Genomic DNA, 19336 nt, shown 5'->3' with positions numbered 1-19336 from the left:
GACAGTCCCTGCTGATCGACGGCGGAATGGTGAAATCGCTCTAGGACAGGCTCTTGACTCAGCGGCTCATTTCACGTATGATAGTATGGCGTGTAAAAATCGGAAGATTTACGCATCTCCCTTTGTCTAACCGGATTTTTAAATAGACCAAGAGATGGCTTCAATAATTCTTCATAAGTTGTATCCGTACGGAAAGGAGGTTACTACAATGAAACAAGGCATACACCCTAAGTTCAACCAGGTTATTTTCTTCGATGCTAGCGTAGGCTACAAATTCCTTAGCTCATCCACCAAATCATCCGGTGAAACTATGGAATGGGAAGACGGCAACTCTTACCCGGTGATCCGTGTAGACTCCAGCTCTGCATCCCACCCGTTCTACACAGGTAAACAAAGAGATACCGAAACTGGCGGCCGCGTTGACAAGTTCAAACAACGTCTCGCTCAGAAGAAATAATGGTATTGCTATAGAGGATATTCCCGCATCCATGCAGATGGTGAAGGAGTATCCTCTTTTGTTTTGTCCGGAACCTTAGGTACCGGTAGTATTTTTTGGCAGAATGATTCATTTGTGCGAAAGAGTAGGATATAATAAGGCAAAGCAATCTCAAAAATAGGAGAAATATGACATGCCGTGGATGCAGGGTTATCCGTTTTACTTGGTAATGGGCAGCGTTCTAAGTCTCTACATGGGCATCGGTTCTTACAAGCACCGTCATACACCAGGAAGATGCTATTTATGGATATTGATGCTGCTGGTCAGCATGATCTTCGCGGCTACGGCCGGAGAGATTCTAACGGATTCCTTCGAGGCGAAGCTATGGTGGAAGAATGTGCAGCAGGGCCCGCTTTTTTTGAGTGCGATCTTCACCTATGCGGTTATTAAAGAGTATGTATCCCGTTCCTCTGAGGGTTTGTCCAAGAGGCTTATTTATTTTTGTATCCCGGTGGCGGTGGATGTGCTGCTGATCTTCACCGACTCTTACCATCATCTGATGCGCAGTGAGGTCGGACTGGCTACGGTGGCCGGTGTTACCGGAATCGTAGTGAAGCCCACGGTGCTCAGCATGATCCTCATCGCGTACGATCAGTTATTCGGACTGTATGCTGTATATCTGCTGGCCATCTCTCTCCTGAATGGGCCTAAGTATTATTTCCGCCATAATGCGCTGCTGTTATTCAGTCTGCTGGTCCCGGTCCTGTCGGTGTTCCTGCTTCCGCTGCTGCAGATTACGATTACAGGCTTCACGGCCTTCACTTACCTGCCGCCCATCGTGGCCGCTTACCTCACCTTGTTCCGCGATCCCAGACTGTCCTTATATCCGCTGGCTAAGAATAAAATCTTCGAGAATATGAAGGACGGCATCGTCCTGACAGACCGCTACGATTACATAATGGATGTCAATGAGGCGGCGGATGCTATGCTCTCCGAGCTGCTGGAGGAGAAGCCGGAGACCTGGATGGGCACAAGCATTCAGCCGCTGCTGAGGCAGCACGGGCAGCTGTCGGCCTGCTATGCGCAGCGGAGGGAGGGACAGTTCGAAATCGAGCCTCCCGGCCGGAGCGGGTCCTGTTATGGGGTTGCGCTCATTGCCACAGAGCAGGTCCGGGCGAAGAGTACGGGAATGCTGCTGGTCTTCAGTGATCTTAGCGAGAAGAAGAGGTATGAGCGGGAGCTGCTGCATCAGGCCACGGTGGATGATTTGACCGGGCTGTACAACCGCAGGCATTTCATGAGGCTGGTGCAGAGTTACTCCGCACAGATCGGCGCGGGCATGGCCTTGCTGCTGTTCGACATCGATGATTTCAAATTAATTAATGATACATACGGACACATGGCCGGTGATCAGGCACTGGTGGATTTGTCGGGCAAGATTATGCAGGTATATCATGACAAAGGAATTGCCGGGCGCGTAGGCGGCGAAGAGTTCGCCGTCTGCTTCTTCGCCGGCAGCGAAGCCGCGGCCTTGAAGGAGGCGGAGAGCTTCCGCACCGCTATGGGCGAGCACATCGTGGAGCTGGACGGGGGGCATCACATCCAGCTTACGGTGAGCATCGGCATCGCTTTTACGGATCAGGCAGATGTGACCTTCGAGGACCTGTACCGCGAGGCGGACGAGGCGCTGTACCTGTCCAAGGCCACGGGGAAGAACCGGGTAACCTTAGGCCGTGAGCCTATGGTGCGTCAGGCGGCTAAGGGGTAGGCGTCAGCTTCAGGACAGCGCTGCTGCGGTCATAATGCATCGCTACGCCTAGCTCGGAGCATAGCGCATCCAGTGGAACCATGACCTTTCCGTTCCGCAGCTCCGGCGGAGTTCCGGTTAGGAGAACCTTCTTCCCGTTCACGGTCAGGATCATCGGCGGCTCGAATTGCTTCAGCTGCTGGATGGACGGCGCCGGGGGAAGTGTCCGGTTCCCTTCATTAATCCGTGGAGCGTTCAGCGTGGTTCTGGAGCTCAGGCCCAGCCCGATATTGAATTTCAGACGGATGCCGAGTGAATCGCAGACTTCCAGCAGCTTGTCGTTATAGGAGCCGTAAGGGAAAGCGATAGCCGAATCCGTATTGCCCAATTCTTCTTTCAGCCTGCGCTCTGCATGAGCCAGGTCCCCGGTTACTCTTCTGTAGTATTCTTCATTCAGTTCATTCCGGTTCTCATCATGAATGTACAGCAGGGAGCTTGCCGCCGGGCGGGTGCCGCCCTCTGCATCGACCACTGCATAATAATGCAAATTATACGTATGATTATAAAAGCCCATTCCGGCGCGCTTCATCTCCCGCATCTGCTCCCAGGTCAGCTTGGGCACCTGACGCTTACTAGTGTTGTCTACATCAGAGACAATGATGAAGTTCACTGCGGTGTAGCCGTACTTTTGCAGAATGGGAAACGCCAGCTTATAAAAGCTCTCATAGCCGTCATCGAACGTCAATAGAACCGCATTATCGGGGACCGGGGCGCGGTCCAGCATGAATTCCCGGTACTGCTTCATCGTAATGACATGGAAGCCCTCCTGCTTCAGGAGCTGCATTTGCTCATCAAACTGTGCGGCGGGTAATACGCTGGGATAGAGCGTTAACGGCGTTTCCGCCAGATGGTGATACATGAGTACCGCCACATGATCCTTATAGTACACACCCTTGGGGAGCGGAGCCTCCTTTTCCCAGCCAATACGCGCATTAAGAATACGTTCAGCGAGGTCTTTATCTACCATTAGCTTATGATCTGCTGTCAGTGCATAGGCATTTGTCTTGAATTCGACTCCACCAAGGCCGGTAATGCTCAGCTTGGGCATCGCTTTATGTCTAAAAGGCACAGGCAGGAAGACTACCAGCAGCAACAGGATGAGGATATAACGTGTTTGCGGTTTGTGCAGGTTCAGTTTCAATGTCCGATTCTCCCCATCTCCCGAATATTAAGATAATAATAAACCTATAACGTCTGCCAAGACAAAAATGTGACAGGATCTTAACTAAGCGGTGTGGTTTTTGTAAGGTCTGTGGTGGTAATTAGAAATATAGTAATATCAATATATTAACAATTTGCCGATTAGCAGATACTGGGGGGCGGCTATGGAGGATTTCAGAGATCGGATGAGGGCTGTGCAGCAGCAGCAGGACGGGCTTTTGAAGGAATACCAGTCTTTGATTGAAGAATACGAGAGCAGTGATCTTGTCCGCGAGAATGAAGTGTTAAGACGGGAAAATGGGGCAAACAGGCAGAGCCTGGCGGAGCTGAAGGCGCAGGCTGCGAGGCTTGAGCGCGACAACTCGGAGCTGCGGACTGCGCTGGCGGAGCAGATTCTGGATGAGAAGCTGGGCATTCTGCGGGTATCGCGTCAGAAGCTGCAGACTTATTTTGCCTCACGGGATCATGCGTATCTCGACCGGCTGACGTCCTTCGAGCAGGATGCCAAGCGGCGGATAGAGGAGATGTACAATATCGGGGCCCGCGAGCTGGGCCAGGAGAAGAATCAGATCACTTATATTCTGGATGAGGTGCAGGCGAAGCTGAATGAGAGTATCCTGCTGCGCAGACAATGGCAGCGGGAGGCAGAGCGTTCGCTCAGGGGGACGATGGGCAGCGGTCTGGATGATTTGGCTGCTGAAGGGGTTGATGAGGAGACCCTGCTGCGCCGCCGCAAGCAGAACCGGATTGAAATGAAGATCGGCCTGAATTGGATCAACCGCCTGGGGATTCTGCTGCTGATCCTGGCAGTGGGCGCCGGGTTCAGATACACCTACTCCACCTGGTTCAATGATTATATGAAGGGCAGTGCCTTCTTCCTGCTGGGGGCAGTCATGCTGGCGGGCGGGGAGTGGCTGTTCCGCAAGGGGCGGGGAGCCTTCGCACTGGGGCTGATTGGCGGCGGGGTGTCGGTGCTGTACGGCTCGATATTTTACAGTTATTTTCTGCTGGAGATTATCGGGTTATGGGCCGGGATCGGCCTGTCGGTGCTGGTCACGCTGTCCGCTGTGCTGCTGTCGCTGCGCTATGAGTCACGGACGATCTGTTCTATGGGGCTTGTAGGGGGTTATCTGCCGCTCTTCTCTTATATGGGAGCCTTCGGGCTGGAGGGCAGTGCAGTATATGCGGCGATGGGGTATCTGTTCGTGCTGAACCTGCTGATTCTGCTGATCTCTCTGCGCAAGCGCTGGGTGGTGGTCAATTACATCAGCTTCCTGTTCAACACGCCGTCTATCCTGGTGCTGATTTATCTGGCAGACAGCTACGCTGCGGGCATTCTCTGCACTGTGCTGACCTTCGCCATGTATCTGGGGATTACACTCTGGTATCCGTTCAAGTTCAAGACGAAGCTTAACTGGCTGGACTTCGGCCTGCTGGGCTGTAACACGCTCGTTAGCTGCATGACACTGTATCTTCTGTTCCTGAATGCCGGGCTGGATGATTTCACAGGCGCGCTGGCGCTGGCCTTCTGCCTGATGTATCTGGGGCTTGGCGTGCTGCTGGAGAAGCAGATGCCGCAGGAACGCGAGAGCCGTCTGCTGTTCTATGTCACCTCACTGACCTTCGCCATTCTGATGATTCCGTTCCAGCTGGGAGCGGCCTGGTGGTCCATCGGCTGGCTGGTGGAAGGTGTGGCGCTTACGGTCTACGGATATCTGTACCGCTTCAAAATGGTAGAACGTGCAGGCTGGGGCATCCTTTCCCTCTGTCTGCTGACCTTCTTCGGATTCGACGTTCTGCTGCAGCTCTCGGATTATAATGCGGTAATCTACTACACGAACTCCTATTTCGATCTGAAGTATACATTCATTACCGCGGGTATGGTGATTGTAGCCTTATTGTATGCCATCCGTTATTCGAATCAGGAGACGCTGCTCCGCAGCACACCTGCGGAGGTGCAGGCTACCGTCTGGTTCAAATATGCGGCTATCGTTAATTTCTACGGGTATGTGGTGTATGAAGCATTGCGCCTGTATGACTGGATGGTGCCGGGGGATATGGCGCACAATGCCTTTTACAAGCTGCTGCTGGCAGGTCTGCTTACCTCTGGACTCGCTTATGCGCTGCCGAAGGTGAACGTTCTGTATGACAAGGTGGTCGGCATCATAGTACTGGTGCTGCACGGGATCGCCTATGCGGTCTGTATCGGCATCACGTTCGGTCTGCCCAGTCTTCCGGAAGGATGGTCCGGCAGCACTGCCGCAGATGTTGTGGCGCTGGGTCTGCTTGTTCTGTTCAATGTGTTCGTGTGGTTCAGCAGTGCAAGGCTGCTGCGGACAACGCTACTGCGCGATTACAAGAATATAGAGCTGTACCCGGTAGCTATGGGCATCTATCTTCTGGTGATGGTTACGGCGTTCCTGGGGGTGCAGATGCAGGTGCGTGACGGCGGGCTGGCCTTCAGTCTGCTCTATCTGCTGCTGGCCGTGATGTTCATTATGTATGGCTTCTGGAAAAGATACCTCTATATCCGCCGCTTCGGACTGGCGCTGTCCCTGCTGGCAACCGGCAAGCTGCTGCTCTATGACTTGACCCTGCTGAACACCGGCAGCAAGATCATCGCGTACTTCAGCTTCGGACTCTGCCTGCTGGGAATATCCTACCTCTACCAGCGGATATCGGTCAGAATGGAGGAAGCTTATGCACTCGAAGAGAAAGACAGGACAGAGAGCTAGAGTGGCGGCTGTGCTGCTCGCTGTATTGGGCGGACTTGTGCTGGGTCCCGCCGCTTTCCCGGCGCACAGTGCAGCAGCGGCATCCGGCGAAGCGGAGAAGACGGGCGGCGGACAATGGAAGTTCTCACGCGAAATCTCCGTCCCGGAGACGGCTCCTTACTATGAATTGTACTTGGATGAAGCAGTGTACCGCTCGGCGGCAGAGGACTTGCGCGATCTGCGTATACAGGACAGCACCGGCGCTCCGGTTCCCTATTATATGGAGAGTGGAGCAGAGAAGGTGGAGGAGCATAGCGCGATCTATGCCTCGGAATTGATCCACAAGGCAGTGAAAGGGACGGATACCCTGCTGGATTATCAGATTAAGCCGCTTGCCGAGCATGCCGATATTCAGGGGAACCGCCTGGTGTTCGAATTGCCCGCAGAATCCTTCCTGAAGCATGTGGAGGTGTGGGGCGGCTATGACGGGCAGGCCTGGGAGCAGCTTGGTACAGGGGATCTGTATGCCACGAACGGGTTGAGTGCGGACAGCATTACGCTGGAGCGCAGCTACAAGTTCGGCTATTACCGGCTTGTAGTGAAGAACAACCCGGAGGGGCTGGAGTTCCCCGGCCTGACGCTGGTGGACAGCAGCCGGGAGTGGAGCACGGCTGCATTCATGCGGCAGAAGACACCGCAGACGGAGATTACGCAGGTGGAGAACCGTACCGAGATCATAATAAGCAACACGGACCGGCTGAAGATTGGGAAGGTGATGCTCGGCAGCACCGGGAATTTCCTGCGGCGCTATGAGTTGTATGACAGCGCCGGGAGTAAGCTCCCGGTCACCGGAAGCGGGGAGCTGTACCAGCTGGATTTCAAGGATACCCGGATCTCCCGGACAGAGATTCAGCCGGTTACGCCAGCCTCTTCTGATTCCCTGCGGGTGGTTATCTACAATCTGGACGATGCCCCCATCTCCATCACGGACCTTAAGGTCGAATATCTGGTAGACCGGCTTGTATTTGCGGGAGGGGAGAAGACGCCGTATTCCTTGCGCTATGGCAACACGCTGGCAACCGCTCCGCAGTATGATATTATTAATTTCAAAGACCGGATCAGCGGGGAGGAGCTTGTGCAGGCTGCGCTTGGCGCAGAGACCCGGGTACCGGTAACGGCAGCAGAGCCGCCCGGCACAAGCTGGTGGCTTCAGGGCCGCTGGGGCTTCAATGCCATTATTATTGTGGTCTCGCTATTGCTTATTCTTATCGTAGCCCGCAAGCTGGGCCAGGCGAAATAGGAGATGCGGCACAAGTCCGCAGAAAGAAGGATTACTGCATGACCCTGATTACCATTTGCGTTATACTGCTCCTGCTTATTGCTGCTGCGTATCTTATCATGACTGTCCATCCGGCGTTCGGGCGCAGGGCCGGGGAGCAGGAGAGGGCCCGTAACCTCGGCTCCGCCCATTACAGCAAGGGCAAATTTGCTTATCCGCAGACTGCGGAACTGGGCGGTGACAAGGCTGGAAGCAGCGGACTCTCCATTCTGAAGGACTTCATTAAGGGTAACCCCCGCTCCAGACCTGCCGAGCCTCTTCAGCCGCAGCCGCTGTTGCCGTCCTCTATAGGAGCGGGACGCGATACCCGGGTTACCTGGTTCGGGCATTCAGCGGTGCTGCTGGAGATGGACGGCTTTACCCTGTTCCTCGACCCTATGCTGGGCCGTGCCCCATCCCCGTTTCCGTTCATCGGCGGCCGCCGCTACAGCAAGCAGCTTCCGCTGGAGGCTGCCCTCCTGCCGCAGTTGGATGCGGTTCTGCTCTCCCATGATCATTATGATCATCTGGACTATGGAACCATCCGCCAGCTGAAGGATAAGGTAGGACTGTTCATTGTACCGCTGGGTGTCGGCGCTCATCTGCGCCGCTGGGGGGTGGCCGCAGAGAAGATCCGCGAGCAGGACTGGGGAGATACGCTTACCTATGAGGGGATAACCTTCACCTGCGCTCCGGCGCGGCATTTCTCGGGGCGGAGTCTGCTGGACCGCAACACCACGCTGTGGTGCTCCTGGATTATTCAAGGGGAGAAGACCAAGGTCTTCTTCAGTGGAGACAGCGGGTATGGTCCGCATTTTGCCGAGATCGGACGTACCCATGGACCCTTCGATCTTACACTGATGGAATGCGGCCAATATGATCCGCGCTGGGCGGATATTCATATGCTGCCGGAACAGACTGTCGAGGCGCACATCGATGTGCAGGGAGGTCTGCTGATTCCCATCCATTGGGGCGCATTCACCCTGTCGATGCATGACTGGACTGATCCGGCAGAACGGATCTCGGCTGCTGCGGCGCTGAGAGGGGTACGGCTGGCCACGCCGAGAATCGGGGAGACTGTAACCGCGGGGGCCGCCGGATATCCGGTTCTTCCCTGGTGGAGATGAGGCTGCCCGCCTGAAGGGGACTTGTGGTACAATCAGGGTTCATATATACCAAGGAGCTGACGAACGAAGATGAGCAATGAAGTGAACGAGCAGGAACTGGTGGAGGTATTGTCTGCACAGACGAAGGTGGCCCCGGCCGTTATCCGGCTGGTGCTGAAGCATGAGCAGACGTTTATTAATAAGGCCAAGGCCAATGCCAAAGGCGAGGTTGATATCGATAATGATGATCTGGTTGACTATGTGACTGCGCAGCGCGATGTGAAGCTGGACGAGCTGACGGTGGAGACCATTCTGGATGCGGAAATGGATTACCTGATGGACAAGGGACTGGCCGGATATATCGACTGAAGCCTTAGCCGGTGGTGCGCGGCTGATCCCCCAAAGCCGTGCCCCTGGCAAAGGTTCTCTAAAATTTAAAATTTATTTTGTGTTATTGGCAGTAACCCTTTGCATTTGGGAAAATAGTGTGCTACAATGAAGTTAATCATAAATTTAACCCTTAATTCACATATTGTAAAAGGTTAGCATTTGTGTATGAAGCCTTTTCCAATGTGTGAATTTTTATTTGTTCGTACAATACGTAGGAATAAAAGGACATGTGTTAAATAAACTTTGGAGGTAATATCATGCAAACAGGTACAGTAAAATGGTTCAACGCAGACAAAGGTTTCGGTTTTATCGAGGTTGAAGGCGGAAGCGACGTATTCGTACACTTCTCCGCAATCACTGGCGAAGGCTTCAAGTCTTTGGACGAAGGCCAACGCGTTGAGTTCAACGTAACTCAAGGCGCTCGTGGACCACAGGCTGAGAACGTTGTAAAACTGTAATTCCACAAATAAGCTGCCCTTAACACCAGTTGAGGGTAGTTTTTTTTATGACCATGTAGTAGAGAACAAGCTTCCGTTCTGCCATAACAGTCCGTTGGACGCACTAACCAAGCTATTAGGAGGGGTACTTATGTATTTTCGTAAAAAAGCAATGGTAGATCTTCCGCAGGAAGAGACGGCTATCTGGTCCTGCACCAAGGAAGAATGCACCGGATGGATACGCGACAACTTTGCCTTTCAACATGTGCCTACCTGCTGGCAATGTAATTCTCCCATGACCCGGAGCATGAAGATGCTGCCTACGCTCGTTAATAAGAATTTGGACGCGAAGGCTATTAAGAAGAGTGTGACTATCCACTAAGGCTGTCGCTCTTTGACCGGTTTATACGAAATTAGAGGAGAGTAACCCTATACCGCTGTCCGTTTCTTGCCCGCAATGGGCTATTTTTTTTGGATTTTTACCTCTATATATAAAAGGCATTTAAAGTTTGAACTCGAAGCTTGGTCGTCACTGCGGTGAACATTTGGACTTCCGGCCGCTGTTGTCACCAGATTTCTTGATTTTAACCGCTAATCGCGGTGGAAATCCGGTGACAAAGGCGGACGCTATCGCTCCTACAGTTCCAATTTCCCCTCCGTTTCTTTTTGCTTTTCGTTAATTTCTTTAGTACCTTTTATAAAACGGTACTATCCATGAAAAAGACGGCAAAGCCATTCTTAAACGCCGGCGAATCAGCGGGTTGACAATAATGGATAATACAGGGATGATGGAGCTATGAGAAAATATTTTCTGCTCCTGACGTTACTTGCGGTTGCCTTGAATGCAGCGGGGATTTTTTATCATAAGCCTATGCTTAACATTATCGCGATTGGTCTGATTCTGATCTTGATTCCGCTGGATATTTATCTGGAGCCAACCCGCCGCAAGGTGATAAGCTACTGCATCGGCGGGGTATTGCTGGCTCTGCTGTGAGCGGCCCTGCATTTCGAATGGATCACTCCGTTAATGTTCATCTAAGTAGTCTTCTGTGTAAGCCCTTAGGGCAGCTCCTCGAACCGGGAGAACTGTGCTAAGGGTTTTTTGTTGCTGGTATCCTTGGGGACTTCGTAGCCGTCTCTCCACTGCGGGCAATGATTTATCTTGACAAAACTCCCGGGGTTTGGAGAATAGAGTTGGAAACGCTACCAACGAAAGAGGGAATTCTGATGCTTCAGAGGTTCAGAGAGCTCAACACACTGCGCAATCAGATATTCATCGGTTTTTTGCTGGTGATGCTCATTATTATTCTGGTGTCCGGGGCATTTGTGTATGACCGTGTCTCGATTCTGCTCAAAAATAATGCCGAGCGGCATATCCAGCAGACGGCGGTTCAGGCCAACGGAAGGCTGGATGCGCTGACCGGCCAGATTGACGGTCTGATGGAGCAGGTGGCCAATCATCCTACCGTTCAACAGCTGCTGCTGGAGGAGCTGGACGGCAATGAGGTGTCCTTCAATCAGCGCCAGTCGCTGCTGCAAATTGTCTCCAGCTATCAGGCGTACATGCCGAGTGTAGGCTCGCTGGAGCTATATACCGCTGATTACAGGCTGCTGTTCCCGATTAAGGAAGGCAGCCTGGAGAGCAGGATTAACGAGCAGCATATCAGTGAGGCTAATGCCCAGAAGGGGCGGCTGGTCTGGATCGGCGTTGATCCGCATGATGATCAGAGCCTGCTGGCGATCCGCCAGGTCAGCCTGATGGACCGCTGGTTCTCGCGGGGCGGCTACCTGATGGCCCGCATCCAACGCAGCTACTTCCAGCTCGACGATCCGTTCTCCGGCAGTGACAGCGGGGAGTCTGTGCTGCTCGTGAATGATGAAGGACAGCTCCTCGGGAGCAGCGGAACGCCGCAGGAGGATCTGCTGCCGCTGCTGGAGAGCGGGGATCAGACGGTGAGCTTCCGGGGCAAGGAGTATGTGCAGGTCAAGCTGCGCTCGGACAAGACCTCCTGGACGCTGCTGGTGCTGACACCTGTCAGCTATGTCACCAAGGGACTGTCCGTGCTGCGGACGGTGCTGCTGGTGTCAGGCGGAATCGGAACCCTGCTGTTCCTGATTATATCCTTTCTGTTGTCGACAATGATTACCCGGCCGATTATTCACCTGATCCGGGCGATGCGCAAATCCCGTATGGGGGTGCTGACCCCCAATTCGCAGAAGGTATCGACCATGGAGCTCCGGGAGCTGAATAATACCTACAACGGTATGGTGGCTAATATTAATGATTTGATCAGGGTGGTCTATGAGAAGGAGGTCCTGCAGAGCCGGACCGAGCTTAAAGCCTTGCAGGCGCAGATCAATCCCCATTTCCTGTTCAATACGCTGGAGGCCTTCAACTGGTCACTGGAGGAGAAGGGAGAGGAGGAGCTGGCCGGATTAGTGGTCATGATGTCCAGGCTATTCCGCTACATTATGGGCAGCCCGCACAACAAGGATGAATGGGTCACGCTGAGTGAAGAGGTGGAGCAGATCAGGCGGTATCTGCGGATTATGGAGATGCGGATGGGAGAGCGGCTGTCCTGGGACATCAGGCTTGACCCGCATGAGGCTGCTGTACCGGTACCTAAGCTGCTGATTCAGCCGATTGTCGAGAACGCCATTCTGCATGGAGTGGAGAGCCGCGTCGGCAAGGGCGTGATTGAAGTAATCATCAGCCCCTCCTCCCGCAAGGGGTGGACCTCAGTGGAGGTGTCGGACAACGGGCCGGGTATGGATGAGGCCACGCTGCTGGCGCTGCGTGATGCGCTGGATGGCGGGCCGCCGGTCTCTGCCAAGGGTAGCGGAGTGGGGCTGGTGAATGTGCAGCGGCGGCTGAAGCTGTACTATGCGGAAGCGGGCATGAAGACGGAGGGGCTGATCGTAGAGAGCCGGCGGTCTGAAGGGACTGTAATAAGGTTTGAGATTCCAAGCAATGGAGGAGATACCTATGAGTCTGGGCAACAAGACGATTCTAATCGTAGATGATGAACCAAGAACGCGTCAGGGGATTAAGCAGACGCTGGAAGTATGGGCGGCAGGCCGGTATATCGTGGAGACCTGCGACAATGGGGTGGAAGCGCGCGAGCGGCTGCGGCAGGAGCGCGTCCATCTGCTGATCACAGATGTGCGCATGCCGGAGGTGAGCGGGCTGGATCTGATCCATTCGCTGCAGGAAGCTCCCCGGAAGCCGGTGATCATTGTCATCTCCGGCTATGCGGAGTTCGATTATGTGCAGCAGGCGATGCGGCTGGGAGCAGTCAATTATCTGCTGAAGCCGCTGGACAAGTCCGAGCTGCTGACAGTGGTCGAGGATGCGCTGAAGCGGGAGGAGGAGCAGCAGCGCCATGTGAAGCTGGAGAAGCTGGTGGATCACAAGCTGCTGGAGATTGACCCGGAGCAGGCCGGGATGGGGCAGCCGGTTAAGGAGGCCATTGCCTATGTGGAGCAGCATTTGCACGAACAGCTGACGATGGCTGAGGTAGCGGGGATGATTCACCTGAATGCCAGCTATTTCAGCGTGCTGTTCAAGGAGCAGGCCGGGGTCTCCTTCACTGAATATCTGTCCCGTCTGCGGATTCAGCGGGCGAAGGAGTTATTGCTCCAGACCGCGCTGCCGGTCGGGGAGATTGGAGAGCGTGTAGGGTATCGGACGGATAAATATTTCATTAAGGTTTTCAAGTCCTTGGAGGCGATAAGCCCGAGCCGGTACCGTCAGCAGATGAAGGGCGGAGCGCAGGAAATCCAATAAATGTGGTATTTTAGCCAATAAATGTGCCCTTATCTGCCTCAGAGTACGATGCTAGAATTTGAATGATAGCGATTACATGGATAATTACGGCCTTTTGCAATGTGAGATGGGGAGGCAATGGCAATGCGAAGGAATCACATGACCAAGGGGCTGCTCCTGGCCTGCATCTGGCTGCTTGTTCTGACAGGCTGCGGCTCTGCGGGAGAGAATAATAGTGAGCTTGCAGCTACCGGTGCCTCTTCCCCCAAAATAACCATTCATATGATGCACATCTGGCCCGCCGGACTCTCCGCGCAGCAGTATAAGCTGGTCAGCCAGATTATCGCAGAATATGAGAAGGAGCATCCGGGTATTATCATCAGGCAGGATGTGCTGGAGAATGAGCAGTATAAAAGTAAGCTCAAGGTGCTCTCCGCTTCCAATGACCTTCCCGATGTAGGCATAACCTGGGCAGCCGGCTTCATGGAGCCTTATGTAAGAGGCGGATTATTTGCTCCGCTGGATGACATCCTGCATGGCGGGCAGCTTAAGGATAAGTTCCTGAAGAGCACTACAGAGTCTTATGTTGTCGATAACAAGACCTATGCGCTGCCTCTGGAGATGAACATCTCACCGATCTTTTATAATAAAGAGATCTTCGCCCAATATAATCTTCAGGTGCCAACAACATATGAGGAGTTCAAGGCAGTTGTGAGAGCGCTCTCCAGTCATGGTGTGCCTCCGGTGGGGCTGGGTAATAAGGACCGGTGGACAGGCTCGCTGTGGTATATGTATCTGGCGGACCGTATTGCCGGAAGTGAGACGCTCAAGCGGGCAACGAAGGGGACGGGCTATTTCGATGATCCCGGACTGGTGCAGGCAGCAGCGGAAGTGCAGAACCTCGTCGATATGAACGCCTTCAACAACGGCTTCAACGGCTTGTCGTATGATGAGGGCAAATCGGAATTCATGGAAGAAAAGGCGGCCATGTACCTGACCGGTACCTGGGAGTTACCCAACTTCACGACCAACCCGGAGATTCCGCAGGCCTTCAAGGACAAGGTCGGCTTCTTCAAATTCCCTACGGTGGAAGGCGGGAAGGGGAATTCGGGCGACTGGGTAGGCGGTCCGGGTGTCGGACTGTTCGTAGCGGAATCGTCCAGGGTGAAGGAGGAGGCCAAGGCTTTTGTCGAATACTTCGTCTTCAAATGGGGCGAGGCTTCAGTGACGAGTGCGGGGGTGATTCCGGCGACCAAGGTCGATACCACGAATGAGGAGCTGCCGCAGCTATACGTGGATCTGCTGAATGAATTGAACAATGCCAGCAGTATTACCCTGTTCGCGGATGTGCAGATGAAGCCGCATGCTGCCCAGGTCCATCTGGATATGATCCAGGCGCTGTTCGGCAAAGCAGTCACGCCGGAGCAGTTCGCAGCCAGACATAAGGTTGCAGTAGCCAAGGGGAACTGAGCATGGGACAAGCTTACGACAAAGGGATGCTAATCAGCCGTATTTCCGGTGGCTGATTAGCATCCCTTATTGGTGTGGCGAGCCGGCCTGAGGAGCTGCCGCAGAATTAGTGCGCCGGAGCGGCCGGAGCGGCTTCCGGCGGTTCGTGCTGGATCAGGCCATGCTTCTCCCAGGCTCTGCTTTTCCAGCGGAAGTACATAATGACTGCCCGCACCCATTCGTCGAACGCTGTGGCCAGCCATACCCCGGCCAGACCCAGATCAAGTGTGAACACCAGGAAGTAGCCCAGCGGCAGACTCATGCACACCATGGAAATCATGCCCATGTAGACCGGGAACTTGGCATCGCCCGACGCGCGCAGCGAGTTGATAATGACCAGATTGCAGGTCCGTCCGGTCTCCAGGAAGAAGCTGAGCAGGATGACCTGGGCGCCCATAGCGATAATCAGCTCATTATCCGTGAACAGACCCAGCAGCGGCTTGCGGAACAGAATGACGATCAGGTCCATGATGACTGTGACCAGCAGCGCCCACTTCACACTGGTGAACACCCGTGAGTAAGCCTCCTGCGTCCGTTTTGCACCTACAAGATGCCCCACAATAATTGAGGTCCCCATTGCCACCGCTACGCTGAACAGGAAGATGTAGTTCGAGATATTAACCGCATACTGGCGGGTAGCCATGGCCTCGGCCCCCAAATAGGTGATGTACAGGGTGAAGACGAGCTGGCAGCACTGGTACATTACGGATTCGAAGGCGGACGGAATACCTATTTTGAGAATCTGCAGCACGTATTTCTTGGAGAGGTGAACGTAATAGCTCCATTTCACGCGTACCTCCATAATCCGGTAGAGCAGCAGGAAGAAGATCAAGAGAGCGATGGAGCGGCTAATTACGGTTGATATGGCAGCACCCTCTACGCCGAGCGCAGGCAGTCCGAAATGGCCGAAGATCAGCAGATAGTTACCGCCGACATGGATAACGTTCATCAGCAGCGATACCGCCATCGTCTGCTTGGTGAAGCCATGGGTGCGGATGGTGGCAGCCAGCGCGTTGATCAGGGCCTGCAGGAAGATCGCGCCTCCGACAATGTTAATATACGAGCGGGCGTAGGCGAGAATGTCACCCTTCACGTTCAGCGCCTGCAGCAGATGGCCTCCGAGCAGCAGCATCACTGTACTAAGTACGATCCCTACCGCAAGATTCAGGGTAACTGCATTGCCGATCACTCTGGCGGCTTCTTTGGGCTGCTTGGAGCCGAGGTATTGCGACACGACGATCGCCGCGCCGTTCCCGATGACACTAAGCGCCAGAATAGCTATGGCAATAATCTGATTGGCTGCTCCGACACCGGAGACCGCATCATCGGACACCGAGCTGATCATGAAGGTATCCATACTGCCCATGAGCATGAACAGGAACAGCTCCAGGAAGATCGGCCAGGTCAGCTTCATTAAGTTGAATGTTGCGGGCTTGCTTGTTTCCATCATACACCTTCTTATTAGGATTCCTTATGGCTGTGAATATTCGAATCAAATGTATGGTAGCACAGCTTTTGTGAAAATGCAGCAGTATTTCAGACATGCTGCCTGAAAATCCCCCGGCTTCGCCCAATAGTATCCTCCAGGTGACTACCTCACTTTAAAGTGCCTACTTCCCTAATCGGCAGTATATCCCTAAACTGAGAGCAGCACTTCCTAAAATTTATTACGGATAAGGAGAACTTACACATATGAAATTACAGTTAGCACTCGATCTGGTGGATATTGCCGGAGCCAAGGCGGTTGTTGCAGAGGTTGCCGAATCTATAGATATCGTTGAGATTGGAACACCGGTCGTTATTAATGAGGGGCTGCATGCGGTAAAAGCGATCAAGGAAGCTTTTCCGGCGCTTACGGTGCTGGCCGATCTCAAAATCATGGATGCTGGCGGATATGAGGTCATGAAGGCAGTGGAAGCAGGCGCGGGCATCGTAACTGTGCTGGGTGTATCTGATGATTCAACGATCCGCGGTGCGGTGGAGGAAGCGAAGAAGACAGGTGCAGAGATCCTGGTCGATCTGATTAATGTGAAGGATCTCAAAGCCAGAGCCGCTGAAGTGGATGCGCTGGGTGTGGATTATGTCTGCGTGCATTCCGGCTATGACCATCAGGCTGAGGGCAAGAATTCCTTCGCGGATCTGAGAGATATTAAGAGCGTGGTTACCCGGGCCAAGACCGCAATTGCCGGCGGCATTAAGCTGAGTACGCTGCCTGAAGTGATTGCTGCGCAGCCTGATCTGGTAATCGTGGGCGGCGGCATTACCGGCGAAGCGGACATGAAGGCGGCTGCGGCGGAAATGAAGCGCCTTGTAAGCCAGGCTTAAGCAGCCATGGACACGCAGCAATACGCACAGGAAATTGTGAAGGAGCTGGAGGGCTCCGTCTCCGGGCTGAATGCCGGAGAAGGTGAGGCGCTGACGGAGGAGCTGCTGCGCGCAGGGCAGATCTTCGTGGCCGGTGCCGGTCGTTCCGGCCTGATGGGCCGGGCCTTCGCCATGCGGCTGATGCAGGCCGGGCGGACAGCTTATGTGGTCGGAGAGACAGTAACGCCGGGCATTGGCCCCGGCGATGTGCTTGTACTGGGTTCCGGCTCAGGCGAGACGAAGGGACTGGTCTCCATGGCTGAGAAAGCCAAGGCAATCGGAGCAGCTGTAGTCCTCGTAACCATTCAGCCGGATTCGACGATCGGACGTCTCGCAGATTATACAGTCAAGCTGCCTGGCGCTCCCAAGGAACGGCCGGACGGCGGCTATACTACGCTGCAGCCGATGGCCTCCTTGTTTGAACAGACGCTGCTTGTATTCTATGATGCAGTTATTCTGCAGATTATGGAGCAGACGGGGCAGACCTCCGGCCGGATGTTCGGCAAGCATGCCAATTTGGAATAGTATACGATTTGGAATAGAATAGAGCTTGGAATACAATGTAGCTATCACACGGATGCTTTCCTTGACGGGAGGGCATCCTTTGCTGCTTATGTGCGGCCCGTGATGGATTTGTAGTAATAGACGGAAGGGGGCTAATTATTGGCGACTGAAATTAAAGACCGTATCAACCTGAAGGAGATCAACTGCGAGAAGGAGCTTACGCTCGCTGTGATCGGCGGCAAGTGGAAGCTGATTATACTGTGGCACCTGGGTCTGGAAGGGACTAAGCGGTTCAGTGAACTCAAGAAGCTGATCCCCCATATCACCCAGAAAATGCTGACCAACCAGCTCCGCGAGCTGGAGGAGGATCAGCTGGTATTCAGGCAGGTATATGCGGAGGTTCCTCCGCGGGTAGAGTACTCCCTGACAGAGTATGGACATACTCTGATGCCGGTGCTGCGCATGATGTATGACTGGGGCAAGAATTACGGGGACAAGGTGATCTGGAAAGATGCACCTCACTGTGATAGGTAGCAACTGTAAACGAAGTCGTTCTATTTGTATTGTGCAAAATTAAGTTGTATACTAACATTTGTGAAGATTTAAATAAATGGAGGCTGATAGGTATGCTGAAGACAGAATATAGCCCGCTGCTGGAGACGTTCAAATTCAAGAACGGGATTGAACTGAAGAACCGTGTGGTCATGGCGCCGATGACTAATTTCTCCTCCAATGAGGATGGAACCGTCTCCCGGCCGGAGCTGGATTATTATATCCGCCGTTCGGGCGGGGCGGGGATGGTCATTACCGCGTGTGTCTATGTCTCACGCGGCGGGAAGGGCTTCCCGGGTGAATTCGGAGCTGACCATGACGGGCTGATTCCAAGTCTGCGTGAGCTGGCGGAGGCCATCAAGGGCGAAGGAGCGAAGGCCGTGCTCCAGATCTTCCATGGCGGACGCCAATGCCCGCCGGAGCAGCTGGTTGACGGACAGCCTGTCAGTGCAAGCGATGTGCCGGCCGAGCTGCCGGGCGGCGGACAGGGTGCGGTTCCGCGCCCGCTGACAGACGAAGAGATTACCGGAATTATCGCTGATTTCGGTGAAGCGACGCGCCGGGCGATCGAAGCCGGCTTCGATGGCGTCGAGATTCACGGTGCGAACGGATATCTGCTGCAGCAGTTCTTCTCGCCGCATTCCAACAGACGCGAAGACCGCTGGGGCGGGGATCTGCAGAAGCGTCTCGCCTTCCCGCTGGCCGTTCTGCGCAGTGTCAAGGCTGCGGTGAAGCAGCATGCAGAGGGTGCATTCCTTGTAGGCTACCGCTTCTCGCCTGAAGAGCCGGAGACGCCGGGGATTACGATGGCTGACACGTTTGCTCTAATCGATGCGCTGACAGCAGAGGGGCTGGATTACCTGCATGCGTCCCTCATGGAGCTGTGGTCGCTGCCGCGCCGGGGAACGGAGGACAGCCGTCCGCGTATTGAGCAGATCGTTGACCGGGCAGGAGACAAGGCGCCGGTAATTGGCGTAGGCTCACTCTACTCTGCCGCCGATGCCCTGAAGAGTCTGGACAGCGGCATCAGCCTGGTGGCGCTGGGCCGTCCGCTTCTGATTGAACCGGACTGGGTGCAGAAGCTGGCCGGGGGCCGGGCCGATGAGATTAAGACAGAGCTTGATCCGGCTGCCCAGGCAGAGCTTGTGATTCCGGACCCGCTCTGGAGAGCATTGATCCATACACCGGGCTGGCTGCCGGTTAAGCAATAAAGCAGGCAGACGGATAACGGTCTGTGACCAAAGCAATATAAGAACCCCGTGCGCCCCTGTT

The 19336-nt window shown here is 54.3% G+C and carries 18 protein-coding genes; 16 read left to right on the top strand and 2 right to left on the bottom strand.

Translation table 11 applies throughout. The features are described from left to right. Positions 1-208 precede the first annotated feature (208 nt). Entirely contained in the window at positions 209-457 is a 249-nt protein-coding gene (locus MKY12_RS30265) for a type B 50S ribosomal protein L31 (protein ID WP_036722727.1), read from the top strand. 172 nt (positions 458-629) lie between these two features. Next, a complete protein-coding gene (locus MKY12_RS30260; RefSeq protein ID WP_036722726.1) occupies positions 630-2204 on the top strand; it encodes a diguanylate cyclase in 1575 nt (524 codons plus the stop codon). On the opposite strand, the gene MKY12_RS30255 is transcribed toward MKY12_RS30260, so the two are convergent. Next, positions 2194-3384: a polysaccharide deacetylase family protein gene (locus MKY12_RS30255; RefSeq protein ID WP_339311982.1), complete on the bottom strand. Its 1191-nt coding sequence runs from the start codon at positions 3382-3384 to the stop codon at positions 2194-2196. The two genes, MKY12_RS30260 and MKY12_RS30255, sit on opposite strands and share 11 nt — an antisense overlap. Positions 3385-3568: 184 nt before the next feature. On the opposite strand from MKY12_RS30255, the gene MKY12_RS30250 reads away from it, so the two are divergent. From MKY12_RS30250 to MKY12_RS30205, 10 genes are all read left to right on the top strand, one after another. Continuing rightward, complete coding sequence (locus MKY12_RS30250) at positions 3569-6139, top strand: DUF2339 domain-containing protein (RefSeq protein ID WP_339311980.1); 2571 nt, start codon at positions 3569-3571, stop codon at positions 6137-6139. After that, positions 6105-7418 carry a DUF3999 family protein gene (locus tag MKY12_RS30245; RefSeq protein ID WP_339311979.1) on the top strand — a complete coding sequence of 438 codons (1314 nt, stop codon included), beginning with the start codon at positions 6105-6107 and terminating at the stop codon, positions 7416-7418. Before MKY12_RS30250 ends, MKY12_RS30245 begins: the two co-directional genes overlap by 35 nt. A gap of 38 nt (positions 7419-7456) precedes the next feature. Then, entirely contained in the window at positions 7457-8563 is a 1107-nt protein-coding gene (locus MKY12_RS30240) for an MBL fold metallo-hydrolase (protein WP_339311978.1), read from the top strand. Between the two features lie 69 nt (positions 8564-8632). After that, positions 8633-8911, top strand: coding sequence for a hypothetical protein (locus MKY12_RS30235; protein ID WP_076074792.1), 279 nt, complete (start codon positions 8633-8635; stop codon positions 8909-8911). 278 nt (positions 8912-9189) lie between these two features. Beyond that, positions 9190-9390 carry a cold-shock protein gene (locus tag MKY12_RS30230; RefSeq protein ID WP_036722718.1) on the top strand — a complete coding sequence of 67 codons (201 nt, stop codon included), beginning with the start codon at positions 9190-9192 and terminating at the stop codon, positions 9388-9390. A gap of 130 nt (positions 9391-9520) precedes the next feature. Further along, positions 9521-9751: a cold-shock protein gene (locus MKY12_RS30225; RefSeq protein WP_036722714.1), complete on the top strand. Its 231-nt coding sequence runs from the start codon at positions 9521-9523 to the stop codon at positions 9749-9751. 414 nt (positions 9752-10165) lie between these two features. Beyond that, a complete protein-coding gene (locus tag MKY12_RS30220) occupies positions 10166-10363 on the top strand; it encodes a hypothetical protein (RefSeq protein ID WP_339311977.1) in 198 nt (65 codons plus the stop codon). Between the two features lie 233 nt (positions 10364-10596). Further along, complete coding sequence (locus MKY12_RS30215; protein ID WP_339315014.1) at positions 10597-12393, top strand: sensor histidine kinase; 1797 nt, start codon at positions 10597-10599, stop codon at positions 12391-12393. After that, entirely contained in the window at positions 12356-13156 is an 801-nt protein-coding gene (locus MKY12_RS30210) for a response regulator (RefSeq protein WP_036728093.1), read from the top strand. The genes MKY12_RS30215 and MKY12_RS30210 overlap by 38 nt, the downstream gene beginning before the upstream one ends. A 123-nt stretch (positions 13157-13279) precedes the next feature. Further along, entirely contained in the window at positions 13280-14605 is a 1326-nt protein-coding gene (locus tag MKY12_RS30205; RefSeq protein ID WP_036728095.1) for an extracellular solute-binding protein, read from the top strand. A 106-nt stretch (positions 14606-14711) separates the two neighbouring features. Here the strand turns inward: MKY12_RS30205 and MKY12_RS30200 are convergent, their stop codons facing one another. Beyond that, positions 14712-16091, bottom strand: a complete 1380-nt coding sequence (locus tag MKY12_RS30200; protein ID WP_339311975.1) for an MATE family efflux transporter — start codon at positions 16089-16091, stop codon at positions 14712-14714. Positions 16092-16336: 245 nt separating this feature from the next. Between MKY12_RS30200 and hxlA the strand changes: the two genes are divergently transcribed. The 4 genes from hxlA (at position 16337) to MKY12_RS30180 (ending at position 19275) form a co-directional block, all read left to right on the top strand. Then, a complete protein-coding gene (gene hxlA / locus MKY12_RS30195) occupies positions 16337-16969 on the top strand; it encodes a 3-hexulose-6-phosphate synthase (protein ID WP_076074780.1) in 633 nt (210 codons plus the stop codon). 6 nt (positions 16970-16975) lie between these two features. Further along, positions 16976-17533, top strand: a complete 558-nt coding sequence (gene hxlB, locus MKY12_RS30190; RefSeq protein WP_339311973.1) for a 6-phospho-3-hexuloisomerase — start codon at positions 16976-16978, stop codon at positions 17531-17533. 138 nt (positions 17534-17671) lie between these two features. Beyond that, entirely contained in the window at positions 17672-18046 is a 375-nt protein-coding gene (locus MKY12_RS30185; protein WP_036728101.1) for a helix-turn-helix domain-containing protein, read from the top strand. A gap of 92 nt (positions 18047-18138) precedes the next feature. Then, complete coding sequence (locus tag MKY12_RS30180; RefSeq protein ID WP_036728102.1) at positions 18139-19275, top strand: NADH-dependent flavin oxidoreductase; 1137 nt, start codon at positions 18139-18141, stop codon at positions 19273-19275. Positions 19276-19336: the final 61 nt, after the last annotated feature.

Source organism: Paenibacillus sp. FSL M7-0896 (genome assembly GCF_037975415.1).
Taxonomy (GTDB): domain Bacteria; phylum Bacillota; class Bacilli; order Paenibacillales; family Paenibacillaceae; genus Paenibacillus_AQ; species Paenibacillus_AQ silagei.
The sequence above is the reverse complement of the archived record's forward strand: the minus strand, read 5'-3'. Positions and strand labels throughout refer to the sequence as shown.